The following is a 23,490-nucleotide window of genomic DNA, read 5'->3' as shown; positions in this document are numbered from 1 at the left end:
GCGTTGCAGTGGCGCTTGCCAAGGCTGCACTGCGGTGATTAGCGCAGTGTCGTGATCGATTTTACGCAGAACATCGCCCGACCGGCCGTTATCGAGGATCCAACCAACCTGTGGGTGGTGCATCCGCTTGCCGATCGGCTGCTGCCGCTGGCGCTGCGCCTGGGCATTCATCCCAACACGGTTTCCTTTACCGGCATGGGCTTCGGCGCCGCGGCCGGCTGGTGTTATTGGCACTGGCAGCAGCCGCTGTATGTCGTCGCCGGCTTCCTGCTGATGGTCGGCTGGCACGTCATGGATGGCCTCGACGGCAAGCTGGCGCGCGCCAGTGGCAAGACCAGCCCGCTCGGGCGGGTCATCGACGGCGTCTGCGACTATCTCGCCTTCATTTTCGTGCTGTTGCCGATAGCGCTGTCGTTCGCCGACTGGCCGTGGGTGCTGGCGCTGGCGCTGGTCTCGGGCGCTTGCCACGCCGTGCAGTCGGCCTGGTACGAAGGTGAACGCGAAGCCTGGAAGCGCCGTGCCCGTGGCATCTTCGTTACCGAACCACGGCCGCCATCGGGCATGGGCATCGAAGGGCTGTACAATCGCGTCGAGCAGAAACTGGGCAGTGGCGCCCGCGAAATCGATACCACGCTGGCCGCCAACCCTGGCCTGTTGCAACGCTACCTTGCCGGGACCGCGCCCCTGGTGCGCCGCCTTTGCGTGCTGTCGGCGAACAATCGCACCATCACCATCGCCCTGGCCTGCCTTGCCGGCAATCCGCTGCTCTACTGGTATTGGGAAATCTTCGGGCTGACGCTGGCGGCGCTGGTGCTGGCATGGCAGTTGCGGCGTTGCGAATCCGCGCTTACCCTGCACCCGTCAATGCCGGTTCGGCACGGCCACGTCGGGGGATGATGGAAGACAATCTGGAACTGCCGCAGTCCCGGCGCTGGCCGTTGATCGTGGCCATCGTCGCCGGTGTCATATGGCTCGGGTTGGCCGCACTCGCGCTGGCGCCGTTGTTCATTGATGGTCCACCGTCGCCGGCCCTGCTCGCGGCCGCCGGCGCGGCTTCGGCGGCGATGATGCTCGCTGCGCCTCTGGCGGTGATCTGGCTCGTCGCCGGCCAACTGCGCGACCGGAGCGGCGCCAACGCGCAGCGCACCGACCTGATGGCGCGCCATGCCCTGCTCGCCGAACAACGCACCGATCGCAGCGCCAGTGCCCTTGTCATGCTCGAGGATCGGCTGTCGGCCCTGACGGCGCGCATCGAAGCAATTGCCGGCCCCATCGAGCGCCAGCACGAAAACTTGCTCGCCGCCGTCGGCGCCCTCGAAACCGCCGGTGCGAAGCTGAACGAAGCCGCTGGCCGCACCAACGACGCAACGGTCTCGCTGACGGGAGCCACGCCCGCTGCCGTCAACGAGGCGGAGCGGCTCACGGCGCTCCTCGAAGCCTCCGAGGCCGGCCTGCACAAACAGATCGCCGATGCCGAGCGCATGCTCACGGCGCTGCACGAGCAGGCCGCCGCAGCCGAGGCCCAGGCCAGGGCGACAGCGACGGAAACTGTGGCCAGCCTCACCGCCATCGAGACCGCTTCGACCGCCGCCCAGACGGCCGTTGCCGCCCCGCTGGCACAGCTTGTCGAAGGCGTGGACGCGGCCTTCGCCCGCACCGCCGCGGCGATGGACGCCACCCGCGACGGCGTCCATGCCCAGACCAATGCCATGCTGGCCAGCGTCGACCAGGCCCGCGTCACGCTCGACCATATCGGTGGCGAAGCAGCGCGCCAGATCGGCGAGCGGCTCGAAAATCTGCTCGGCACCACCGGCCAGCTCGGCGGCGAGCTCGATGACCAGTCTGCGCGCTTCAACGCGATGATCGAGGAGATCAGCCGCAGCTTTTCCGTGCTCGACGCCAAACTCGGCAACTCGGCGACGACCGGCAGCAACGCGCTTGAGGGCATTGCTGTCCGCATGACCGAGGCGCGAGAAGCGATCCATCGGCTCGGCGAACCCATCGGCGTCACCGAAGAGGCGCTGGCGACGGTCGAATCGCGGCTGTCTGCCATCGGGCTGACGTTGGAAGGCACGCTCGGTTCGCTGCAGAGCGCCCTGCCCGCGGCAATGCCGCAGATCGACGACATGGCGTTGCGGTTGGGCGACCTGCACGAGCGCGCCGACCAGCTGTCGCTGCCATTGCGCAGCGGCGGCGACAGCATCGCCGCAGCCCAGGCCCAGCTCGAGGCGGCGCGCGACGCCCTCGATACGGCTGCGACCAAACTCGGCGAGGACCTGTCGCTGGCCCGCAACGCCCTCGCCGACATCGAGACCCAGACCGGCAGCGCCTCTTTGGCGGCATCCACGCAACTCATCGAAGTATTCGGCCGCGTCCGCGATATCGCCAACCAGACTGCCGGCACGATGCGCGAGACGCTGACCAACGTCGTCGCCGAGGCCGAGGCCGCGCTCGACCAGGTCGGCAGCAGCCGCGCCGAGCTGGCCTTCGGCGTGCCGATCCGGGCCCAGCTCGCCCAGGTCGAAACCATGCACGACCGGGTCGCCGCGGCGGCGCAGGCGGCTTCGGACCGCATCACCCAGCGGCTCGTCGGCCTTACCGAGACGGTCGCCAAGGTCGAGCAGCGGATCGACGAGGTCGACACCCGCTTCGAGGTCAAGGAGCGCAACACGCTGGCACGCCGGTCGAGCGAGCTGATCGACGCGATGCACGCCGAGGCCATCGACATCGCCGGGCTGTTGTCGTTCGACATCGAGGACAGCGCCTGGGACAGCTACATGAAGGGCGACCGCAGCATCTTTGCGCGCCGCGTCGCCGAACACCTCGACGCCAACGGCCAACGCGCCGTGGAGCGGCATTTCCACCATGATCCCGAATTCCGGGTCAAGGCGACGCACTACATCGAGGAATTCGAGAAGCTGATCAGCCATGTGCTGCCCGACCGCGAAGGCAAGTCGCTGTCGGTGGCGCTGCTGTCGTCGAATGTCGGCCGGCTCTACGTCTCGCTTGCCCAGGCCGCGGATCGCTTCAACTAGGCGGCACCCGGCAGCGCCGCTGTCAGCTGGCGATTGACCGATAGGGTCCGGTGTCTTTCCAGCCGGGAATGTCCTCAAGCGCGATCCAGCCGTGGACGTAATTGGCGTAGAACAGCGCGAACAGGATCGTCGCCACCACCGTCGTCCACAGCAGTTTCTTGCCGAGCATCGGGTTGTGCGGCGCCGACTCCGCCTGGCCAGGCACCGGCTCGGCGCCGCTTTCGCGGGTCGTGCGGACGCCAAAAGGCAGCACCGCGAACAGCGTCAGTGTCCAGAACAAAAGGTAGATGGCAACGGCGGACGCCGGTTTCATGGCGGCATCCCCGTCATCGCGCCGCTACAGCCGCACCACCTGGACGTCGGTGACCGGCTTCTTGCCGGTCCATTCGCGCGCCACCTTGCGGACGGCGAAGCGGATGGCCTCGGCATATTTGTCGGTCTGGCGCGAATCGCCCCTGGTGGCGGCAGCGCGGGCGGCATCGGCGCATTGCGACAGGAAATCCGCCTTGTCCTCCTCCACCGGCACGCCCTGGGCGGTGATCGCCGGGTCGGCGGCGACCTTGCCATCGCGCGACAGCACGACGGTGACGCCCATGTGGCCGCTCATCATCAGGCGCCGGCGTTCGACGATCGTCGCGCCGTTGGCGGGCAGGATGACATCGCCGTCGAGCACCAGGCGCCCGGCCTTTTCATGGCTGAGCAGCTTGGGGCCGTTCGGCGCCAACCGGATCGCGCTGCCGTTGATCGGCACCATCGCCTTGTCGACGCCATTGGCCAGCGCCAGCGCGGCATGCGCCTCCATGTGGCGGCGCTCGCCGTGGACCGGGATCGCGATTTCGGGGCGTATCCAGTCGTACATGGCCTCCAGCTCGGGTCGACCGGGGTGGCCCGAAACGTGCACATGCGCCTGCTTTTCGGTGATGACCTCGATGCCGCGCGTGGCCAGGGCATTCTGCACGCGTCCGATGGCGAGCTCGTTGCCGGGGATCTGCTTTGACGAATAGACGACGAGGTCGCCCTTCTCGAGCTTCAGCGCCGGGTGCGAACCATCGGCGATACGGCTGAGTGCCGCCATCGGCTCACCCTGGGCACCGGTGCACAAGATCAGCAGCTTCGACGGATCCATGTTGGCGGCGTCGTTCCACGAAAGGGTCGGCGGCATGTCCTTCAGATAGCCCGTCGCCTTGGCCACCTGGGTAATCCGGTCCATCGATCGGCCGGCCAGCACCAGATGCCGGCCGGTTTCCTTTGCCACCCAGCCAAGCGTCGCGAGGCGCGCAGCGTTCGAGGCAAAGGTGGTGACGACAACACGCCCCTTTTTTCGCGCCTTGACGACCTTCAGCAGGCCTTCGCGCACATCGGTTTCGCTGCCCGAAGCCTTTTCATTGAAGACGTTTGTCGAATCGCCGACCATGGCGAGAACGCCGCTGTCACCGATCGCGGTCAGCTCTGCCGCCGACGCCGGGTTGCCGAGCAGCGGGCCGTCGTCGAGCTTCCAGTCACCGGTGTGGAAGATGCGGCCATAGGGCGTGTCGATGACGAGCGCATTGCCTTCGGGAATCGAATGCGCCAGCGCGACATAGCGGAAGCCGAAGTCGCCAAGCTGCAGCGTGCCGCCCATCGGAATGATGTTGAGCTTGACCTCCCTGGTCAGGCCCTCCTCCTCGAGCTTCTTCGCAATCAGGCCGGCGGTAAACGGCGTCGCGTAAAGCGGCACGCCGAGATCGTTGGCGAGATAGGGGATGGCGCCGATATGGTCCTCATGGCCATGGGTCAGCACGATGCCGAGCAGGTCGGCGGCGCGGTCCTCGATAAAGCTCAGATCCGGCAGCACCAGTTCGACACCGGGATAGGACGGATCGGCAAAGGTCATGCCGAGATCGACCATCACCCATTTCCCGTTGCAGCCATAAAGATTGACGTTCATGCCAATCTCGCCCGACCCGCCCAGAGGCAGGAAAATCAGTTCTTTGCCCGGTTTCATCTAATCAAGAATCTTTTCTGTTGTGTTATTGGCCCTGGTTAAGGGCATGAATACGGATCAAACCGCGAATTGTCAGGTCGCCATCGACGCTATCGATGGCGGAAGTGTGGCGGTTGAACAATGTGGCAAGACCGCCCGTGGCGATCACCGTCACCGGCCCGTTGATCTCTGATGTAATGCGTTGCACCAGACCTTCAATAAGGCCGACATAACCCCAGAACACGCCGGACTGCATGGCATGGACGGTGCCCTTGCCGATGACACCCAGATTACCGCCGGGCGGCTCCACCGCAATGCGCGGCAGCTTGGCCGCCGCCTGGTAGAGCGCATCCATGCTGAGGTTGATGCCCGGCGCGATGACGCCGCCCTGATAGGCACCATCGGCCGAGACGACATCGAAGGTGGTCGCGGTGCCGAAATCGACGACGATGAGGTTTCCCGGATGGGCCGCATGGGCGGCAACGGCGTTGACCAGCCGGTCGGCGCCGACCTCTGCCGGATTGGGCATGTCGATTCGCAAGCCCAGGTTGATGCCGCCGACAGCGACGACCAGCGGCTCGACATTGAAATATTTGCGGGCGAGCCGTTGCAGGTTGAATAGCGTCGGCGGCACCACCGTGGCGATGATGGCGGCATCGATCAGCCCCCGCTCGACACCCTCCAGCTGCATCAGTTGGTGCAGCCAGACGGCATATTCGTCGGCGGTGCGCTGGCCGTCGGTGCTGATCCGCCAGCGCCACCTGATCTCGTCGCCTTCGCAGATGGCAAAGACGATGTTGGTATTGCCGACATCGATGGCGAGCAGCATGAGCCCCCTCCCCTTAAAGCGAGAACACTTCGCCGGCGTGCACCGGGCGCAGGCTGCCATCATCGAGCCGCAGCGCCAGCGCGCCGTCGGGCTCCAGCCCTTCGAAGCGACCTTCCAGTGTTTCGGTGCCGAGCCGGGCGGCGATGCGGTCACCGACACCCGCGGCAAGCGCCAGCCAGCGGCTGCGGATCGGCTCGAAGCCTTGCGTTGCCCACAGGCCACGATAGCCGGAGAAGGCGGTGATGAGCGCCGCCAGCAAGTCGGTCGTCGCCGGCACCGGTAGCCCCGCCGCGGCGAGCGAGATCGCAGGCCGCTCCGTGCCGGTGGGAAAGCTGCGCAGATTGGCCCCAAAGCCGATGACAAGCGCGGTAGCGCTGCGCTCGAGGAGAATGCCCGAGACCTTGGTGCCATCTAGCAGCAGGTCGTTCGGCCATTTCAACCTGATGCGATCGCCCTGCGCCAGCGCCGTGTGCAGCGCCAGCGCGGCGACGAACGACAATTGCTGCACCGGGCCTTCCGCCTTTACCAGGACCGACGCCATCAGATTGCCGGCGCCATCGCCCCAGGCGCGGCCACGGCGGCCGCGGCCTGCGGTCTGGCGATCGGCCAGCACCCATTGGCCGTCGGACAGTTCCCCGGCGCGAGCCAGCAGCCAGTCGTTGGTCGAACCCACCTCGGCAAGGTGGGTAATGCGGCCGCTGCTCAACCGGGGATCGCGAACAGCGCCGCCGATGCGCGCCCGGCGGCAGCGACCAGCGGCGTGATCGCCAGCATGCCGATCGGCGAGCAGAACAGCGCCGCCGCGGCGATCATGGCGCCATTGGTGCGGCCACCGTCGCTTGTCACCGCCACACCGGCATCATCGAAATACATGACCTTGACGAGGCGCAGATAGTAATAGGCGGCAACCACCGAGGTGATGAAGCCGATGATCGCCAGCGGCAACAGCCCGGCGCCGACCGCCGCCTGGAACACGGCGAATTTTGGCCAGAAGCCCAGCAGCGGCGGGATGCCGGCCAGGCTGAACATGAAGATCGCCAGCGCCGCGGCAAGGCCCGGCCGCACCTTGGACAGGCCGCTGAGATCGCTGAGCAGCTCCACGGCCGCCCCATCGGCGCGGCGCAGTTGCAGCACGACCAGGAAGCTGCCGAGCGTCATCGCCAGATAGACGGCAGTGTAGAACAGCAGCGCCTCGATGCCCTGGGGCGTTGCCGCCGCCAGCCCGACCAGCGCAAAGCCGATGTTGGCAATCGACGAATAGGCGAGCAGCCGCTTGACGTTGGTCTGGCCGATGGCGGCGACGGCACCGAGCCCCATCGAGGCAACGCTGAGGAAGATGACGATCTGCTGCCAATCGACCTGCATCGGACCGAAGGCGCCGACGAGAACCCGCACCAGCAGGCCGAGCGCCGCCGCCTTGGGGGCAGCCGAGAAGAAGGCTGCGACCGGCGTTGGCGCGCCTTCATAGACGTCCGGTGTCCACATGTGGAACGGCACCGCCGAGATCTTGAAGGCGAGGCCGGCAACGATGAACACCAGTCCCACGAGCACGCCGAGCGACCGTTCCGCCTGGGCGCCGAGCACCGCATGCATGACCGGAAAGCTGGTCGAGCCTGCAAAGCCGTAAACCAGGGTTATGCCATAGAGCAGGATGCCCGACGCCAATGCGCCGAGGACGAAATATTTGAGGCCGGCTTCCGATGACCGGGCCTCACCACGATGGAAAGCGGCGAGCACATAGGAGGCGAGGCTGGTCAGTTCGAGGCCGATGTAGAGCGACAGCATGTCGTTGGCGCTGACCATCATGCACATGCCCAGCGTCGCCAGCATCAGCAGCACCGGATATTCGAAACGCCCGGTTTTCACATCGTCGAGATAGGGCAGCGCCAGCAGCATCGACGCCGCCGCGGACCCCAAGATAAGCACCTTGAGGAACGCCGAAAAGCCATCGGCGACATACAGGCCATCGAAGGCATATTGCCGTGTCGTCAGGTCGTCGAGCAGCGTCAGCCCGGCGATGCCGAGGATCAGCGCACAAACCCAGGTCAGGCTCTTCAACGCCCGGTCACCGCCGCCATAGGTGCCGAGCATCAACGCCAGCAGGCTACCGGCGGTCAACACGGCTTCCGGCCCGGCGATGGCGATGGAGGCAAAGGTCGGGTTCATCGGTGCGTCTCGGGCTCGGCCGCCATGGCGGCTGGCAACAGGTTGACCGGCAGCCCCGGCGTCAGCGTCATCCGGGTCGGCAGCGTGGCCATCTCGCGGCCGTCGAGCCGCGCGACAATGCTGGCGATGGCAGGCTTCATCGGTGCCTGGAAGCTTTTGGGATAGATGCCCATCCACAACACGGCGGCGGTGATCGGCAGCAGGATGGCGACCTCGCGCAAGCTCAGGTCGGGCATCGCACGCGTGTCGTCACCGGCGGCGCTGCCAAAGGCGATGCGGCGGTACAGCCACAGCATATAGGCGGCGCCAAGAATGATGCCGGTCGTCATCACGAACGTCGCCCAGGTCGACGTCTGGTACAGGCCGAGCAGCACCAGGAACTCAGCGACGAAGCCGCTCGTCGCCGGCAGGCCGACGCTGGCCATAGTGAAGAACAGCAGCAACAGCGCATAGCGCGGCATGGTATCGGCGAGCCCGCCATAACGTCCGATCTCGCGGGTGTGCAACCGGTCGTAAACGACACCGACGCACAGGAAGAGCGCGCCCGAGACGAGCCCGTGAGACAGCATCATCACGAGACTGCCCTCGATGCCCTGCGTATTCAGCGCAAACAGCCCGGCGGTGACGAACGCCATGTGCGCGACCGACGAATAGGCGATCAGCTTTTTCATGTCGTTCTGCACCAGCGCGACCAGCGAGGTATAGACAACCGCCACCATCGACAGCGCCAGCACCAGCCAGATCAGCTGGGCCGAGGCATCGGGGAACATGGGCAGGCTGAACCGCACGAAACCATAGCCGCCCAGCTTGAGTAGCACGCCCGCAAGGATGACCGAGCCCGCCGTCGGCGCCTCGACGTGCGCGTCGGGCAGCCAGGTGTGCACCGGCCACATCGGCATCTTCACGGCAAATGACGCGAAGAACGCCAGGAATAGCCAGAACTGCGCTTCGGGCGTGAAATTCCAGCGCGACAGCACGCCGATGTCGGTGCTGCCGGCCTCGCCGACCATGTACAGCATGCCGACCAGCATCAGCACCGAGCCGAGCAGGGTGTAGAGAAAGAACTTGTACGACGCATAGATGCGCCGCGCGCCGCCCCAGATGCCGATGATCAGGAACATCGGGATCAGCCCGGCTTCGAAGAACAGATAGAACAGGAAGATATCGCGCGCCGCAAAGGTGCCGATCATCAGCGATTCCATGATCAGGAACGCCGCCATATATTCGGGCACGCGGGTCTTCACGCTTTCCCACGACGCGAGGATGCACAGCGGCATCAGGAAGACGCTGAGCAGGATCAGCATCAGCGCAATGCCGTCGATGCCGAGATGCCAATCGAGATAGGGCGCGAACAGCGGCAGCTTCTCGACGAACTGGAAGCCCGTCGCGGCGTTTTCATACCCCGACCACAGCATCAGGCCGAGCGCGAACTCCACCAGCGTCGTGACCAGCGCGACGACCCGCGCCCGCGGTCCATCGATGCCCGGCAGGGCGACGAGCACCACCGCCGACAGCACCGGCAGCAGGATCATGATCGACAGGATGGGCATCACTGGCCCCCCACGCCGGTACCGATGGAGAACCAGGCCGCCGCAGCCGCCAGCCCGGTCAGCATGACGAGCGCATAGGAATAGACATAGCCCGACTGGAAACGCCCGGCCGCGCGCGCGCCGCCAGCGACCGCCGCCGCGGCGCCATCGGGGCCGAAGCGATCGATGGTCTGCTGGTCGCCGCGGACCCACAGGAAGCGGCCGATGGCAAACGACGGCCGCACGAAGATGGCGTCGTAGAGTTCATCGAAATACCATTTGTGGGTGAGGAAGGCGTAGAGCGCCGGGATGGCACCCGCCGCCCGCGCCGGCAGTTCCGGTGACCGCAAATAGGCAAACCAGGCGCCGAGAAGCCCGAGGAAGAAAGCCACGGAAGGCGTCCAAACCACCCAGGTCGGCACCTCGTGCATGGCGTGCATCAGATGCTCGCGGAAGGCGAGGCTGCCGCGCCAGAAGCCGGCGCCTTCCTCCGCGCCGACGAACTGCTCGTGCCACAGCCAGCCGGCGCCGAGTGCCCCGGCACCGAGCACGAACAGCGGGATCAGCATCGACATCGGGCTTTCGTGCGGATGATAGCCGCCGGTGCCATGCGGAGCGCTGTGGGCGACGGGGGCATGGTCGTGCTCAAGCCCGGCGCTGTCGGTGCTGTCCTCGGTATCGTGATGGTCATGATGCAGCGCGTGCTGGATATGCTCCGACCCCGCCCAGCGCGGTTCGCCATAGAAGGTCAGGAACACCAGCCGCCACGAATAGAAGCTGGTCAGCAGCGCGACGAAGGCGCCCACGACAAAGGCGAACTGGCCATGACTGGTGCCGCTGGCGAACGCCGCCTCCAGGATCGCGTCCTTGGAGTAATAACCGGCGGTGAAGAAAAAGCCGGTCAGCGCCAGCGTGCCGACCGTCATCAGCGCAAAGGTGACCGGGATGTGCTTCCTGAGGCCCCCGTAGAATCGCATGTCCTGTTCATGGTGCATGGCATGAATGACCGAGCCGGCACCGAGGAACAGCAGCGCCTTGAAGAAGGCGTGGGTGAACAGGTGGAACATCGCCGCGCCATAGGCCCCCGAGCCGGCGGCGAAGAACATGTAGCCGAGCTGCGAGCAGGTCGAATAGGCGATGACACGCTTGATGTCGGTCTGCACCAGCGCGACGCTCGCCGCGAACAGCGCCGTGGCAGCACCGACATAGGTCACCACCGTCTGCGCGGTCAGGCTCGCCTCGAACATCGGCGACAAGCGACAGACCATGAAGACGCCGGCGGTGACCATCGTCGCGGCGTGGATCAGCGCCGACACGGGGGTCGGGCCCTCCATGGCGTCGGGCAGCCAGGTATGCAGGCCCAATTGCGCCGACTTGCCCATCGCGCCGACGAAAAGCAACAGGCACAGGCAGGTCATCACATCGACACTCTGGCCGAGGAACGAGAAGGTCTGTCCGGCATGACCGGGCACGGCGGCAAGGATGGCATCGATCGAGACCGTGCCGAACACCAGGAACGTGCCAAAGATGCCGAGCGAAAAGCCGAAATCGCCGACGCGATTGACCACGAACGCCTTGATCGCCGCCGCATTGGCGCTGGGCTTGTGGTACCAGAACCCGATCAGCAGGTAGGACGCGAGCCCGACCCCTTCCCAGCCGAAGAACATCTGGACAAGGTTGTCTGCCGTCACCAGCATCAGCATCGCGAAGGTGAACAGCGACAGATACGCAAAGAACCGCGACTGCGACGGGTCCTCCTCCATATAGCCCCAACTGTAGAGGTGGACGAGCGCCGACACCGTTGTGACAACGACCAGCATCACTGCCGTCAGCGTATCGACCTTGAAGGCCCACTGCACATTGAGGTCGCCCGACTGGATCCAGTCGAGCACCGGCACCACGGTCGCCGGCGCGCCCGACAGCCAGAATTGCGAGAATATCACCCAGGACAGCGCGGCGCTGACGAACAGGCCGCCGGTGGTAACGATCTTGGCGGCATTATGCCCGATGACACGGCCGCCGAGGCCGGCGACAAGCGCCGTGATCAGCGGCAGGAAGACGAGAAGCTGAATCACTAGGTCAGCCCTTCATCATGTCGGCGTCGTCGACCGCAATGGTGCCGCGATTACGGAAATAGATGACAAGGATGGCCAGACCGATCGCCGCCTCGCCCGCCGCCACGGTCAGCACGAACATCGCGAAGATCTGGCCGTGGACCTGGTGGAGATACGACGAGAAAGCGATGAAATTGATGTTCACCGCGAGCAGGATCAGTTCGATCGACATCAGGATGATGATGACGTTCTTCCTGTTGATGAAGATGCCGAGCACCCCCAGCACGAACAGCGCCGCCGACACGACGAGATAGTGCGAAAGCCCGATCACAGGTCTACCCCCTGGCCGACGCCGGGCTGCGCCGTATGCACCGCATTGGCCGGTGTGCGCGCCACCTGCTTGCCGATATCCTGCCGCTTGGTGCCGACGCGCTGACGATGGGTCAGCACGATCGCACCGATCATCGACACCAGCAGCACCAGCCCCGCCGCCTGGAAGACGAACAGATAGCGGGTGTAGAGAACCGAGCCGATCCACTGGGTATTGGTCATGCCGTCGGGCGCCGAGGCCAGCGTATCGAACATCAACACGCCGCGCCCCGGCACCCAGGTGCCGACCGCGAACAGCACTTCGCCCAGGATCACCCCGGCGACGGCCAGCCCGAGCGGCAGGTAACTGAGGAACCCGCGCCGCAACGTGGCGAAATCGATGTCGAGCATCATCACGACGAACAGGAACAGCACCGCGACCGCGCCGACATAGACAATGACCAGTAGCATCGCGAGAAATTCGGCGCCGAGCAGGATGAACAGCCCGCCGGCATTGAAGAAACAGACGATGAGCCAGAGCACCGAATGCACCGGGTTCTTGGAGGTGATCACCAGAACGGCGGCGGTGATCAGCACCACGGCGAACAGGTAAAAGGCAAAGACAGCAACAGTCACAAAAAGTTCCGGGAGGGCTGGGCAACAGCGCGGCACGCGGCCGCTGCGAATGGGCGTCCGGTTACCGCCACGGCGCGTCCGCCGCAAGGTTCGCAGCGATCGCGCGTTCCCATTTGTCGCCGTTGGCGATCAGCTTGGCCTTGTCGTAGATCAGCTCCTCACGCGTCTCGACGGAGTATTCCATGTTGGGCGTCTCGACGATGGCGTCGACCGGGCAGGCTTCCTGGCACAGGCCGCAAAAGATGCACTTGGTCATGTCGATATCATAGCGCGTGGTACGTCGGCTGCCGTCCTCGCGCGGCTCGGCCTCGATGGTGATCGCCAGCGCCGGGCATACCGCTTCGCACAGCTTGCAGGCGATGCAGCGTTCCTCGCCGTTGGGATAGCGGCGCAGCGCATGCTCACCACGGAAGCGAGGGGAGAGCGGGCCCTTTTCATAGGGGTAGTTGAGCGTCACCTTGGGCTGGAAGAAATATTTCAGCGTCAGCCCGAGGCCGGTCAGAAACTCCAGCAGCAACAGCGATTTGGCGGCGCGGAAGATTGCGGTCACAGCGTGACGCTCCCCGGAACAGTGGCAAATTTGTCGGTGAAGAACATCAGCCATCCCGACACGACGACGACCCAGAACAGCGATAGCGGCAGGAACACTTTCCAGCCCAGCCGCATCAGCTGGTCATAGCGGTACCGCGGCACGGCGGCCTTCACCCAGGCGAAACAGAAGAACATGACCGCCATCTTCGACAGCATCCAGACAAAGCCCGGGATGTAATAGAGGGGCGCCCAGTCGAGCGGCGGCAGCCAGCCCCCCAGGAATAGCACCGGGATCAGCGCGCACATGAACAGGATGTTCGCGTATTCGCCGAGGAAGAACAGCGCGAAGCTCATCGACGAATATTCGACCTGATAGCCGGCGACGAGTTCGGCTTCGGCCTCGGGCAAGTCGAACGGCGGCCGGTTGGTTTCGGCGAGCGCCGTGATGAAGAACATGATCGCCATCGGAAACAGCAGTGGATTGAAGACGTTGCCGTTCAATATACCGAGCACGTTGCCCTTTTGCGCCATGACGATGTCGCTGAGATTGAGGCTCTGCGCATACAGCATCACCGCGACCAGGATGAAGCCCATCGCGACTTCATAGCTGACCATCTGTGCTGCCGACCGCAGGCCGCCGAGGAAGGGGTATTTGGAATTCGAGGCCCAGCCCGACATGATGATGCCATAGACGCCCATCGAAGACACCGCGAAGACATAAAGCAGCCCGACATTGAGGTCGGCGAGCACCAGCCCGGCATCGAACGGCATCACCGCCCAGATCGCCAGCGCCAACACGAAACTGATCATCGGCGCGATAAGGAACACCTCACGGCTGGCCCCCGACGGGATGATTGTTTCCTTCAGGAACAGCTTGGCGGCGTCGGCAAACGTCTGCAGCAGGCCGAAAGGGCCGACGACGTTGGGGCCGCGGCGCATCTGCATCGCCGCCCAGATCTTGCGATCGGCATAGACCGCCATGGCGACGCCGACCATCACCGGCAGCACGATCGCCAGGATCAGCACGGTGGTGCCGACGAACCAGCCGAAGCCCTCGCCGAGATGCGACTGGAACCAGCCGGTAAACGTCATTCCGCCGCCTCCCGCATCGGAGCGAGGATTTGCTCCACACATTCCGCCATCGTCTGGCTGGCGCGGGCGATCGGGTTGGTCAGATAGTAGTTATCGATGGCAAGGCGCAGCGGCCCCGACGGCGCGGCGGCCTGGCCGGGGTCGGACAACGACGCCGGAGCGGCGTCGCCGCCTGCCAGATGCGGCCATTCGGCGGCAATCCGCGCCCGCAGCGCGCGCAGGTCGTCATAGGCCAGCGGCGTGCCGAGCACCGACGACAGCGCCCGGAAGATCGTCCAGTCCTCACGCGCCTCGCCGGGCGGGAAGACGGCGCGCAGCCCGCGCTGGGCTCGCCCCTCCAGGTTGACCCAGGTCGCGGCCTTTTCGGCATAAGCGGCGGCCGGCAGGATGACATCGGCGTGGCGGACGCCGCGATCGCCGTGCGTGCCGATATAGACGGTGAAGGCGTCGGCACCCATGTCGCACTCGTCGGCGCCGAGCAGGAACAGTGCCCTGGCATCGGCCAGCGCCGCAACCCCGCCATCGACGCTCAGCCCCAGGTCGAGCGCGCCGACCCGCGCCGCTGCCGTGTGCAGCAGGTTCCAGCCGTTCCAGCCGTCGCGCACGACCTCGTATTTCGCAGCAAGCGCCCGCGCCGATTCGTACAGCCCAGGGGTCCGCAGCGCGCCCATGCCCACGATGATTGCCGGCCGCTCGGCCTTGCCCAGGGCCTCGGCAAGCGCCGCCGGAACGCTGCCGAGCAGCGCCGCGTCGTCGCCGAGCCAGGACATATCATAGGTAAGGTCGACCGCCGGCCCGATGCCGAAGACCCTGGACAGGCCGCGCGACGCCTTCTTGCGCAGGCGCACGTTGAGCAACGGTGCCTCGCGGCGCGGGTCGGTGCCGACCAGCAGCACGACATCGGCGTCCTCGATGCCCGGCAACCCTGAATTGAACAGATAGTCGCCGCGCGCCGCGGTGGGGAACCGCGCGCCATCCTGGCGGCTCTCGATCCGTGTCGACCCGAGAGTCGCCAGCAGATCCTTCAGCGCCACCATGTCCTCGACCGCCGCCAGGTCGCCGACGATCCCGGCGATGGCATCGCCCGGCACGCCTGCCAGCCCGGTCTTGATCGCGGCAAAGGCCTCGACCCAGCTCGCCGCCTTCAGCTTGCCGCCGACGCGCACATAAGGGCGATCGAGCCGACGCTCCGACAGGCCGTCGCAGGCAAAGCGCGCCTTGTCCGACAGCCATTCCTCGTTGACGTAGTCGTTGATGCGCGGCGTCACCCGCATCACGGCGGGGCCGCGACTGCCGAAGACGATGTTGGAGCCCAGCGCATCCATGACATCGATGCCGTCGGTCTTCTTCAGCTCCCAGGGCCGTGCCTGAAAGGCATAGGGCTTGGACGTCAGCGCGCCGACCGGGCACAGGTCGATGATGTTACCCGAAACCTCGCTGGTCACCGCCTTTTCGAGATAGGTGGTGATCTGCATGTTCTCGCCGCGGCCGATGGCGCCGATCTCCTCGACGCCGGCGACCTCCTCGGCGAACCGCACGCAGCGGGTGCAGTGGATGCACCGCGTCATGGCCGTCTTGACGAGCGGGCCCATGAATTTCTCGGTAACGGCGCGCTTGTTCTCCTGATAGCGCGTGAAGCCCTTGCCATAGGCTAGGCTCTGATCCTGCAGGTCGCATTCGCCGCCCTGGTCGCAGATCGGGCAATCGAGCGGATGGTTGATGAGCAGGAACTCCATCACCCCTTCGCGCGCCTTCTTCACCTTGGGCGTCGTCGTCATCACCACCTGGCCATCGGCGGCCGGCATGGCGCAGCTGGCGACCGGCTTGGGCGCCTTTTCCATCTCGACGAGACACATGCGGCAGTTGCCGGCGATGCTCAGCCGCTCATGATAACAGAAACGCGGCACCTCGACGCCGGCGGCCTCGCAGGCCTGCAGCACCGTGGCGCCGGCCGGAACCTCGACCTCGACACCATCGACGATCAGCCGGGGCATGGCTTAGCAGGCTCCCGCGCAAACGGGGCAGGTGCAATCCGGAACAGGAGCAGCGAAGCGGCTCGCCATGGTCAATCCAACTGGTCAGGCGCGGTAGAATCCACGCGTCGCGGCGGCTATAGCGAGAGCGGCACGCAATGGGAAGGCAGCGCAGTCGCCGATCGACATTCAGGCCGGTTTCAGGCCCGCCGCAAACAAGAAAAGGCCCGGGACGAATCCCGGGCCTTTCCCCTGTTCAAGCGTGCCCGATTTCAGCTGGCAACAACGGCCGTCCGGCGACGGCGTGCCACGCCGACAAGACCGAAGCCGATGACGAGCATCGCCCAGGTCGAAGGCTCCGGAACGGTGGCGCCGGCGCCGTCGTCGCCGGTGATCGCAACGTTGTCGAGCGCCGGACCAAAGCGGTTGCCTTCCTGGCTGGTGAAACTCAGCGTGCTGGTCACGTCCGACGCGGTGAAGGAGAAACCATAGGTTTCCCACTGCATGTTGGTCGGCGAATTGGCGGCGGTCACCGAGTACACCTGCTCCACCGGGTCATTGCCGCTGAAGGTGATCACGGTGATCTTGTCGTCGACGCCGCCGAACGGATTGCCCGACAGGTCGAACGTGACCAGGTAGGTCACGCCGACAACGGTCGCAAAGCTTTGCGAGATGCTGCCGGCGCCGCGGCGCGACAGGTCGACCGACTGGATGCCGTCCGACGCGTCCCAATAGTTGCTGCCGACGAGATCGACACCGGCGCCACCGATTGTCCAACCGGTGATGCTGAGGTCGCCAGGCGACAGTTCGAGGTAACCCTGCGCCCGGGCATTGGCATTGCCGCCAAGCTCGAAGCTACCGTTGATGAGGGTGACGGCAGACGCGGGGGCGGCAAGGGCCAGGGCGCCTGTCATGGCGAGGATGGTGACGAGGGCTTTCATGGTAACACTACTCCGAAACGGCCCCCCGCATTAATTGATATGCAACAGTCATGCCAAATGTGTTTTTCATTATATATCAATGGCCAAGACCCTTAAGCATGCGAAATGGTGTAAATGCCGGCTTACAACGATACGGATGGACAACAGTTGAAAGTGCCGGCGAAGTCGTCAATTACCTATATCAGTCGCTTTGTTATCGAACTGACCGTACAAATTACGGTACGTTACCGTAACGTCCTTCGGGTCGTCGCGTTTTCTGCGCCTCGGCGACAAAAAGCGTCGGTTCGGTAACGAAATTAATTTTTCAGTAAGTCTGCAATGCAATAGGTCGCCTTGCAGACCAGCTCCGGGGGGAGTGCCGACATTTGGTCGGCTGGCTGCGCGATACGGGGGACTGACATGACATCCATCAATGCAAAAACCGCCTCGCGGCGGCTTCCTGGATATTGTCTGGCGGCCATGGCGATGCTGGTATCGGCGGCGCCGGCCTCTGCACTGGTCCAATCCTGGAACAACTATCGCTGGGCACGTTCCGGCCCGCTGCAGATCACCGTCGGCGACAATCTGACCGGTTACTGGGCCGGCGAGCTGGACAATGTCCTCTCGCAATGGTCGCAGGCGGCCTACATCGATCTGGTGGCGGCGCCGGGCAAGGCAAAGACGACGGCCTGCAGCCCGACCTATGGCTCGATCCAGGTCTGCAACGGCAATTACGGCAAGAACGGCTGGCTGGGCTATGCCAACGTCTGGACGTCGGGCGGCTTCATCGTCCAGGCGACAGTCCGCCTCAACGACTATTATCTCGCCGCCGGCGGCTATGCCACCGAGGCTTGGCGCGACATGACGATCTGCCAGGAAGTCGGCCATACCCTCGGGCTGGACCACAACAATGCTGCAAAAACCGATGCCAACAAGGGCACCTGCATGGATTACACCAACGATCCATCGGGCCTGAAGGGCACCAACGGTACGCTGGCCAACACGATGGTCAGCTTCACCGACATCGCCGCGCTCGATGCCAACTATGCCATCCCGGCCGGCAACCAGCTCAGCCACACCAAGCCCAAGATGCTGGCCGGCTCCGGTCTGTTCATCGACGGCGACCATGTGGAAATGCTGGCTGCGGTGCCGGAACCGCAAAGCTGGGCGCTGTTGATCGCCGGCTTCGGGCTGGTCGGCGCCATGCAGCGGCGGCGACGCATCGTCGCTGCCTAGGCGTGTATCGGTGGGGCCGGCCCGGTTGCGGCGCCGGCCCCATGCCGCCATAGACGCGGCATGACCAGCCCAATCCACATCATCGGCGGCGGCCTCGCCGGGTCCGAGGCTGCCTGGCAGGCCGCCCGCGCCGGGGTGCCGGTCATCCTGCACGAAATGCGCGGGGTCCAGGGCACCGACGCGCATCACACCGACCAGCTGGCCGAGCTTGTCTGCTCCAACAGCTTTCGCAGCGACGATCCCGACAACAATGCCGTCGGCCTGATCCACCAGGAAATGCGCGCACTTGGCAGCCTCGTCATGCGCCAAGCCGACAAGGCGCGCGTGCCGGCCGGATCCGCCCTGGCCGTCGATCGCGACCAGTTCGCCGCCGGCGTCACCGCGGCGCTGGAGGCCGAGCCGCTTGTCACCATCCGGCGGGAACTGGTCGCCGGCCTGCCGCCGGCCGATTGGGACAATGTCATCATCGCCACCGGACCGCTGACGGCGACCCCGCTGGCGGAGGCCATTCGCGGCCTGACGGGCGAGGACAGCCTGGCCTTCTTCGATGCCATCGCTCCCGTCATCCACCGCGACTCGATCGACATGGACATCTGCTGGGCCCAGTCGCGCTGGGACCGGCCGAACGAGAACGGTGACACCCAGGATTATCTCAACTGCCCGCTCGACAAGGACCAGTACAACGCCTTCGTCGATGCGATGCTCGCCGCCGAAAAGGCCGATTTCAAGGATTGGGAGGCCAACACCCCCTATTTCGACGGCTGCATGCCGATCGAGGTGATGGTCGAGCGCGGCCGCAACACGCCGCGTTTCGGGCCGATGAAGCCCGTCGGCCTGACCAACCCACGTACCGGTCGCCGTGCCTGGGCGGTCGTCCAGCTGCGGCAGGACAATGCGCTCGGCACGCTGTGGAACATGGTCGGTTTCCAGACCAAGATGAAGCATGCCGAACAGGTGCGGGTGTTCCGCATGATCCCGGGTCTTGAAAAGGCGGAATTCGCCCGGCTCGGCGGCCTGCACCGCAACACCTTCATCAAGTCGCCGGTACTGCTCGACGATGTGCTGCGCCTGAAGGCCGACCCGCGGCTACGCTTTGCCGGCCAGATCACCGGCTGCGAAGGCTATGTCGAAAGCGCCGCCATCGGGCTGGTCGCCGCCCGCTTCGCCATCGCCGAGCGCCAGGGCCGCACGCCGGTGCCGCCGCCGGCCACCACGGCGCTCGGTGCGCTGCTCGGCCACATCACCGGCGGCGCCGATGCCAAGTCGTTCCAGCCGATGAACATCAATTTCGGCCTGTTCCCGCCGCTGGCGCCACCGCCGGCGTCCAAGGACCAGCGCAAGCCGGCCCTGGTGGCGCGGGCGCGGGCAGACCTAGCGGGGTGGATGGCAGCCTGAGCCGCCTTGGTCACGGCATCAGGGCGGCGCGGACCTGGTGGAGCTCGCCGCGCGGCAAGCGCACCCAGTGCGCGGTCAGCCTTGCCGCCTCGGCCATCATCCTGTTCGTTCTAGTTCGCGCCATCGTCCGCATCGGCTGGCAGCCGCTGGTCGCAGCGCTGCCGGCGAGTGCGTTGTTCTGGTCGCTGTTCATCGGATCCTACCTGCTGCAGCCGTTGATCGACTGGCAGATTTTCCGGCACTGGTGGCGCCTGCAGGCGCGGGATATCGCCGTCTTCCTCAAGCGCCGCGTGATGAACGAGGCGCTGTTCAGCTATGCCGGCGATGGCTATCTGATGGTCTGGGCCTCGACACGGCTGGGGGTCGCCATCGACCCGGCCGACCCGGCGGCGCAACTGGCCGGTCGCGGCGATGGTCCCGGCGTCGATCCCGCCGCGCAGCCGATCGCAGCGATCAAGGACGTCGCCATCACTTCGGGGCTCGCCGGCAACCTGTCGACACTGCTGATGCTCGGCCTCGCGCTGCTGCTCGGCGCCGACACGGTGATCGATGCCGGGCTCGACCCGGCGCTGGTCCGGCGCGTCGGTATCGGTTTCGCGCTGCTGGTCAGCTTGTCGCTGCTGATCCTGCTCAATCGCGGCAAGGCGTTCAGCCTGCCGGTCGGCGCCAACGTCCGCGCCTTCTGGTGGCACCTGCTTCGCTTGCTGGGATCGCAGGCGCTGCTCGTCGCCAGCTGGGTCGTCGCCCTGCCGGCGGTGGCGGCGATCACCTGGGTGCAGTTTGGCGCGCTGCGCATGGTGATGACGCGGATGCCGTTGCCGAACAAGGAGATCCTTTTTGCCGGCATCGCGATCAGCCTGGCCGGCGATGCATCGACCGCCATTGCCGCGCTGATGGCGGCACAGGGCGCGCTGCACCTTGTCAGCCACGGGATCGCCTGGGCCGCGGCGGCCGCAATCGACCGGGCCCCGCCGCGGGTCGCCGGCTGAGCAACCTGGATGTTACCCGCCGCCGGCCGGACAGCGGCACGCCGGCTTCGGCTTCCGCTTTACGGCCGTGGTCGCGAACTCCGGCGCCGCCAGCGCCCCGTCGCCGTCGCGATCGGCGCGGGCGAACTTTTCCACCGTCCTGGCCGCATATTCCTCGAAGCTGACCCGGCCGTCGCCGTTGCTGTCGAGCCGGGCAAAGGCCTTCTTCCGTGTCGCCAGATATTCGTCGCGGCTGACGCGGTCGTCCCGGTCCTTGTCGACGCGGGCAAAGCGCCGCGCCTCGCGCTCGGCGGGCGTGACGTCGCTGCGCGGCGCGGTCAGGGCGCCGGGCTCGGCCTCGCTGTCGCTGTCCTCGACGGCGGGCGGCGGCGGCAGCGCGGCCAGAGCCACCGGCCGGTCGCGAGTCCACAGGAACCCGGCCGCGACCAGCGCCAGCAGCGCCACTCCCAGCGCCAACGCGCGCCGCATCATGCCGTCCTTTCGGTCCCTGTCGGTGAATTTGCCGGGATCAGCGACCAAAGGCAATCGCCGCCAGCAGCCGCAGCTGGCGCCCGGTACTGCCGCGCGGCTCCTGCGGCTGGCCGGAACGCGCCCGCGCCGCGTCGCGCGTCGCCAGCCGCACCAATCCGAGGAGCGGCCGCAGCGGCGTCGGCACCGATCCGACGAAGGGCTCGCCGGTCGCCCAGGCGAGGCCCAGCCGGCGACCGAGCGCCACATCGCCGCCGAGCAGCTGCGCCGCCCAGCCGAACAGGTCGCCGCCGCCCTCGATATGCGCCGCCGGCACCTCGTCGCTGTCGATGAGGCCGACCCAGCGGTCCTCCAGCCCGGCGAGCGCCGCGCCGGCCAGCCCGCGCGGCAGCACCTCGGCAGCGACCAGCTGGAGCAGCGGCTGCGCCGGCGGCGGCGCGCTGTCGAGCGCGGCCAGCGCCTCCCGCCACCACGCCAGCCGGATCTGGCCGATCATCGCGTCGCTGGTGCCGGCAACGACCTGCCCGAGCTCGAGATCGAGGCCGTGCAGCGCCATCAGCGCCGGGCGGACCGCTGCCGGCGCATACAGCACGCTTAGATAGCGGTCGCGATCGCGCGTCCGGACATCGGCGGAAACCAGGTCGAAATCTGTCAGGCGGAAGTCGCTCAGGCTGGGCCGACCCTGAAGGCACAGAACTTGTTGCCGTCGAGATCGCGGAAATAGGCGCCGTAAAAGGCCTGATCGCCTTCCTCGCCGCGCACACCGGGTGCACCCCCGTCGGTGCCGCCGGCCGTCAGCGCCGCCGCATGCAGCGTGTCGACCTTGGCGCGTTCATCGACGACGATCGCCATCATGGCGCCGTTGCCGACCGTCGCCGGGGCGCCGTTCTCCGGGGTGCCGATCGCGAACATCGGCTTGTCCCAGGCGACGCCATAGGCCACCGCGCCGGTCGGGAATTCCATCATCCGGTTGACGCCGATGGCGCCGAACAGGGCGTCGTAGAATGCCAGGGCGCGCGGCAGGTCGTTGGTGCCGTACATGGTATAGCCAAGCATGGTCGTGTCCTCCCTTGATTTCCGCCGCTTCTAGCGCCTTGCCGGCGTCGCCGCCAGTTCCTGCAGCACCGCTTCCTCGACGCCGGAGAATGCCGAACGGTGCGGCGCCTTGGCCGGATCGTCGCCGGTGCCGGTGATCAGGTATACCAGCACCCTGCGATGCTTCCGATCGATCCACAGCCCGCCGAGCAGCCCATAGGCCTCACCCAGATGCCCCCACCAGCGCGCACCGGCGACCGGCTGGTCGCTGGCCCCCGCCTCGCCCGACAGGCACTGCAGCCCCGGGCCATAGCAGCGCATCTCGCCCTGGTAGGTGTCGCCCGCCGTCCCCTGCCCGTCGCGCCACACCGGCGTCATCAAGGCGCGGACCGAGGCGGGGCGCAGGACCTGCACGCCATCGACGCTGCCGCCATTCAGCAGCATCCGGCCAACGGTGGCGAGCCCCGATGCCGAGATGCGCAAGCCGCCCTGCGGGCTGAACAGCGTGCCATTGTCGCCAGGGCGATAGGCCTCCAGATCGCACGGCGCGCCATCGGTAGCGACCGGACACGCGGCGCGCACGCCCTGCAGGTCGTCGACCTGCGCCACCCAGGGCCCGGCCGGGTCGATCGCCGTCTCGTCTCTGCCGCGCCTGTACAGTACCGCCGCCCGCGTCACCGCGGCATCGCTGGCACCGCTCCAGTTATAGCCCGCGTCGAGCCGCAGCGGCGCCAGCACGAGCCGGGTCATCAGCCGGTCGAAACGCTCGCCCGTCGCCGCCTCCATCACCGTCGCGACGATGCCATAGTTGAAATTGGCATAGGAAAAGCGCGTCCCCGGCGCCGCTGCCGACCAGTGCGACGGCAGCTCGTCGCGCAGTTTCTCGCCCAGTAGCAGGCGATAGCCCGCCGCATCGTCGATGCCCGACGTGTGTGACAGCAGCTGCCGCAACGTCACCGGCGCGTCGGGGAACGCCGGGTTGCGCACTCGCCAGCCGAGCCAGCGCGACACATCGCTGTCGAGATCGAGGCGCCGTTGCTCGACCAGGCGCATCACGCCGATCGCGACCACCGCCTTGGAGATCGACGCCACCCGCATCGGCGTGTCGACCGTCAGCGGCCGGCTCCCGATGACCGCCTCGCCCAGCGCCTCGGCCCGCACCACGCCCCTGGCGTCGGCAACCACCACCGCCAGCCCGGCGATCCCCGGCGTCGCCGGCGTGCGCCCGGCGACGATGTCGTCGAGCGGCGCGGCACCGGCCGGAACCGCGATCAGCAGCGACAGGAAAGCCCGGATCATCACCCCACCCTAGCCAAGCGCCACCCCCGCC

At 66.3% G+C, this 23,490-nt stretch carries 22 protein-coding genes; 5 read left to right on the top strand and 17 right to left on the bottom strand.

Features of this window, described 5'->3' with window-relative positions:
- Nucleotides 1–51: 51 nt before the first annotated feature.
- Together ACP7AI_RS01720 and ACP7AI_RS01715 are read left to right on the top strand one after the other, a co-directional pair.
- Nucleotides 52–897, top strand: coding sequence for a CDP-alcohol phosphatidyltransferase family protein (locus ACP7AI_RS01720; protein WP_426163380.1), 846 nt, complete (start codon nucleotides 52–54; stop codon nucleotides 895–897).
- Nucleotides 894–3,035 (top strand): hypothetical protein, encoded by a 2,142-nt coding sequence (locus ACP7AI_RS01715; protein ID WP_426163378.1) that lies wholly within the window; start codon nucleotides 894–896, stop codon nucleotides 3,033–3,035. The genes ACP7AI_RS01720 and ACP7AI_RS01715 overlap by 4 nt, the downstream gene beginning before the upstream one ends.
- A gap of 22 nt (nucleotides 3,036–3,057) precedes the next feature.
- Here the strand turns inward: ACP7AI_RS01715 and ACP7AI_RS01710 are convergent, their stop codons facing one another.
- The 13 genes from ACP7AI_RS01710 to ACP7AI_RS01650 form a co-directional block, all read right to left on the bottom strand.
- Entirely contained in the window at nucleotides 3,058–3,348 is a 291-nt protein-coding gene (locus ACP7AI_RS01710; protein WP_426163376.1) for a DUF1467 family protein, read from the bottom strand.
- 24 nt (nucleotides 3,349–3,372) lie between these two features.
- Complete coding sequence (locus ACP7AI_RS01705; RefSeq protein WP_426163374.1) at nucleotides 3,373–5,019, bottom strand: ribonuclease J; 1,647 nt, start codon at nucleotides 5,017–5,019, stop codon at nucleotides 3,373–3,375.
- A 25-nt stretch (nucleotides 5,020–5,044) separates the two neighbouring features.
- Nucleotides 5,045–5,827, bottom strand: coding sequence for a type III pantothenate kinase (locus ACP7AI_RS01700; protein ID WP_426163372.1), 783 nt, complete (start codon nucleotides 5,825–5,827; stop codon nucleotides 5,045–5,047).
- A 13-nt stretch (nucleotides 5,828–5,840) separates the two neighbouring features.
- Complete coding sequence (locus tag ACP7AI_RS01695; protein WP_426163370.1) at nucleotides 5,841–6,533, bottom strand: biotin--[acetyl-CoA-carboxylase] ligase; 693 nt, start codon at nucleotides 6,531–6,533, stop codon at nucleotides 5,841–5,843.
- Nucleotides 6,530–7,993 carry an NADH-quinone oxidoreductase subunit NuoN gene (gene nuoN, locus ACP7AI_RS01690; protein ID WP_426163368.1) on the bottom strand — a complete coding sequence of 488 codons (1,464 nt, stop codon included), beginning with the start codon at nucleotides 7,991–7,993 and terminating at the stop codon, nucleotides 6,530–6,532. Before nuoN ends, ACP7AI_RS01695 begins: the two co-directional genes overlap by 4 nt.
- Nucleotides 7,990–9,543: an NADH-quinone oxidoreductase subunit M gene (locus tag ACP7AI_RS01685; RefSeq protein ID WP_426163366.1), complete on the bottom strand. Its 1,554-nt coding sequence runs from the start codon at nucleotides 9,541–9,543 to the stop codon at nucleotides 7,990–7,992. Before ACP7AI_RS01685 ends, nuoN begins: the two co-directional genes overlap by 4 nt.
- Complete coding sequence (gene nuoL / locus ACP7AI_RS01680; RefSeq protein ID WP_426163364.1) at nucleotides 9,543–11,597, bottom strand: NADH-quinone oxidoreductase subunit L; 2,055 nt, start codon at nucleotides 11,595–11,597, stop codon at nucleotides 9,543–9,545. The genes ACP7AI_RS01685 and nuoL overlap by 1 nt, the downstream gene beginning before the upstream one ends.
- 4 nt (nucleotides 11,598–11,601) lie before the next feature.
- Nucleotides 11,602–11,907: an NADH-quinone oxidoreductase subunit NuoK gene (nuoK, locus tag ACP7AI_RS01675; protein ID WP_426163361.1), complete on the bottom strand. Its 306-nt coding sequence runs from the start codon at nucleotides 11,905–11,907 to the stop codon at nucleotides 11,602–11,604.
- A complete protein-coding gene (locus tag ACP7AI_RS01670; RefSeq protein WP_426163359.1) occupies nucleotides 11,904–12,521 on the bottom strand; it encodes an NADH-quinone oxidoreductase subunit J in 618 nt (205 codons plus the stop codon). Before ACP7AI_RS01670 ends, nuoK begins: the two co-directional genes overlap by 4 nt.
- Nucleotides 12,522–12,582: 61 nt before the next feature.
- A complete protein-coding gene (gene nuoI / locus ACP7AI_RS01665; RefSeq protein WP_426163357.1) occupies nucleotides 12,583–13,071 on the bottom strand; it encodes an NADH-quinone oxidoreductase subunit NuoI in 489 nt (162 codons plus the stop codon).
- Nucleotides 13,068–14,144 carry an NADH-quinone oxidoreductase subunit NuoH gene (nuoH, locus tag ACP7AI_RS01660; protein WP_426163355.1) on the bottom strand — a complete coding sequence of 359 codons (1,077 nt, stop codon included), beginning with the start codon at nucleotides 14,142–14,144 and terminating at the stop codon, nucleotides 13,068–13,070. The genes nuoI and nuoH overlap by 4 nt, the downstream gene beginning before the upstream one ends.
- Complete coding sequence (gene nuoG, locus ACP7AI_RS01655; protein ID WP_426163353.1) at nucleotides 14,141–16,138, bottom strand: NADH-quinone oxidoreductase subunit NuoG; 1,998 nt, start codon at nucleotides 16,136–16,138, stop codon at nucleotides 14,141–14,143. Before nuoG ends, nuoH begins: the two co-directional genes overlap by 4 nt.
- A gap of 251 nt (nucleotides 16,139–16,389) precedes the next feature.
- Nucleotides 16,390–17,058 (bottom strand): choice-of-anchor C family protein, encoded by a 669-nt coding sequence (locus ACP7AI_RS01650; RefSeq protein WP_426163351.1) that lies wholly within the window; start codon nucleotides 17,056–17,058, stop codon nucleotides 16,390–16,392.
- A gap of 459 nt (nucleotides 17,059–17,517) precedes the next feature.
- On the opposite strand from ACP7AI_RS01650, the gene ACP7AI_RS01645 reads away from it, so the two are divergent.
- Genes ACP7AI_RS01645 through ACP7AI_RS01635 form a run of 3 tightly spaced genes read left to right on the top strand, consistent with a single transcriptional unit; the run spans nucleotide 17,518 to nucleotide 20,657 of the window.
- Complete coding sequence (locus ACP7AI_RS01645; RefSeq protein ID WP_426163349.1) at nucleotides 17,518–18,273, top strand: PEPxxWA-CTERM sorting domain-containing protein; 756 nt, start codon at nucleotides 17,518–17,520, stop codon at nucleotides 18,271–18,273.
- A gap of 60 nt (nucleotides 18,274–18,333) precedes the next feature.
- The gene (gene trmFO, locus ACP7AI_RS01640) at nucleotides 18,334–19,668 is read left to right on the top strand and encodes a methylenetetrahydrofolate--tRNA-(uracil(54)-C(5))-methyltransferase (FADH(2)-oxidizing) TrmFO (protein ID WP_426163347.1); all 1,335 of its coding nucleotides are present in this window, start codon (nucleotides 18,334–18,336) and stop codon (nucleotides 19,666–19,668) included.
- Nucleotides 19,653–20,657 carry a hypothetical protein gene (locus ACP7AI_RS01635; RefSeq protein ID WP_426163345.1) on the top strand — a complete coding sequence of 335 codons (1,005 nt, stop codon included), beginning with the start codon at nucleotides 19,653–19,655 and terminating at the stop codon, nucleotides 20,655–20,657. Before trmFO ends, ACP7AI_RS01635 begins: the two co-directional genes overlap by 16 nt.
- Before the next feature lie 12 nt (nucleotides 20,658–20,669).
- Here the strand turns inward: ACP7AI_RS01635 and ACP7AI_RS01630 are convergent, their stop codons facing one another.
- The 4 genes from ACP7AI_RS01630 to ACP7AI_RS01615 are packed head-to-tail and all read right to left on the bottom strand — an operon-like array spanning nucleotide 20,670 to nucleotide 23,459.
- Nucleotides 20,670–21,125: a histidine kinase gene (locus ACP7AI_RS01630; protein WP_426163342.1), complete on the bottom strand. Its 456-nt coding sequence runs from the start codon at nucleotides 21,123–21,125 to the stop codon at nucleotides 20,670–20,672.
- A gap of 40 nt (nucleotides 21,126–21,165) precedes the next feature.
- Complete coding sequence (locus ACP7AI_RS01625; protein ID WP_426166530.1) at nucleotides 21,166–21,765, bottom strand: squalene/phytoene synthase family protein; 600 nt, start codon at nucleotides 21,763–21,765, stop codon at nucleotides 21,166–21,168.
- Between the two features lie 26 nt (nucleotides 21,766–21,791).
- Nucleotides 21,792–22,181 (bottom strand): VOC family protein, encoded by a 390-nt coding sequence (locus ACP7AI_RS01620; RefSeq protein ID WP_426163340.1) that lies wholly within the window; start codon nucleotides 22,179–22,181, stop codon nucleotides 21,792–21,794.
- Between the two features lie 30 nt (nucleotides 22,182–22,211).
- Entirely contained in the window at nucleotides 22,212–23,459 is a 1,248-nt protein-coding gene (locus ACP7AI_RS01615) for a serine hydrolase domain-containing protein (RefSeq protein ID WP_426163338.1), read from the bottom strand.
- Between the last annotated feature and the right edge of the window lie 31 nt (nucleotides 23,460–23,490).

The organism is Sandarakinorhabdus sp. DWP1-3-1, assembly GCF_049896705.1.
Taxonomy (GTDB): Bacteria; Pseudomonadota; Alphaproteobacteria; order Sphingomonadales; family Sphingomonadaceae; genus Sandarakinorhabdus.
Note: the sequence above shows the minus strand (reverse complement) of the source record. Positions and strands in the feature narration are given on the sequence as shown.

What these genes read in the sequence shown, in the direction of transcription:
- ACP7AI_RS01715 (WP_426163378.1), top strand. Translation starts at nt 894, where the DNA reads ATGATGGAAGACAATCTGGAACTGCCGCAGTCCCGGCGCTGGCCGTTG.
- ACP7AI_RS01685 (WP_426163366.1), bottom strand. Translation starts at nt 9,543, where the DNA reads ATGCCCATCCTGTCGATCATGATCCTGCTGCCGGTGCTGTCGGCGGTG.
- ACP7AI_RS01615 (WP_426163338.1), bottom strand. Translation starts at nt 23,459, where the DNA reads ATGATCCGGGCTTTCCTGTCGCTGCTGATCGCGGTTCCGGCCGGTGCC.
- ACP7AI_RS01630 (WP_426163342.1), bottom strand. Translation starts at nt 21,125, where the DNA reads ATGCGGCGCGCGTTGGCGCTGGGAGTGGCGCTGCTGGCGCTGGTCGCG.
- nuoH (WP_426163355.1), bottom strand. Translation starts at nt 14,144, where the DNA reads ATGACGTTTACCGGCTGGTTCCAGTCGCATCTCGGCGAGGGCTTCGGC.
- ACP7AI_RS01620 (WP_426163340.1), bottom strand. Translation starts at nt 22,181, where the DNA reads ATGCTTGGCTATACCATGTACGGCACCAACGACCTGCCGCGCGCCCTG.
- nuoG (WP_426163353.1), bottom strand. Translation starts at nt 16,138, where the DNA reads ATGCCCCGGCTGATCGTCGATGGTGTCGAGGTCGAGGTTCCGGCCGGC.
- nuoN (WP_426163368.1), bottom strand. Translation starts at nt 7,993, where the DNA reads ATGAACCCGACCTTTGCCTCCATCGCCATCGCCGGGCCGGAAGCCGTG.
- ACP7AI_RS01650 (WP_426163351.1), bottom strand. Translation starts at nt 17,058, where the DNA reads ATGAAAGCCCTCGTCACCATCCTCGCCATGACAGGCGCCCTGGCCCTT.
- ACP7AI_RS01700 (WP_426163372.1), bottom strand. Translation starts at nt 5,827, where the DNA reads ATGCTGCTCGCCATCGATGTCGGCAATACCAACATCGTCTTTGCCATC.
- ACP7AI_RS01705 (WP_426163374.1), bottom strand. Translation starts at nt 5,019, where the DNA reads ATGAAACCGGGCAAAGAACTGATTTTCCTGCCTCTGGGCGGGTCGGGC.
- ACP7AI_RS01645 (WP_426163349.1), top strand. Translation starts at nt 17,518, where the DNA reads ATGGCGATGCTGGTATCGGCGGCGCCGGCCTCTGCACTGGTCCAATCC.
- trmFO (WP_426163347.1), top strand. Translation starts at nt 18,334, where the DNA reads ATGACCAGCCCAATCCACATCATCGGCGGCGGCCTCGCCGGGTCCGAG.
- ACP7AI_RS01710 (WP_426163376.1), bottom strand. Translation starts at nt 3,348, where the DNA reads ATGAAACCGGCGTCCGCCGTTGCCATCTACCTTTTGTTCTGGACACTG.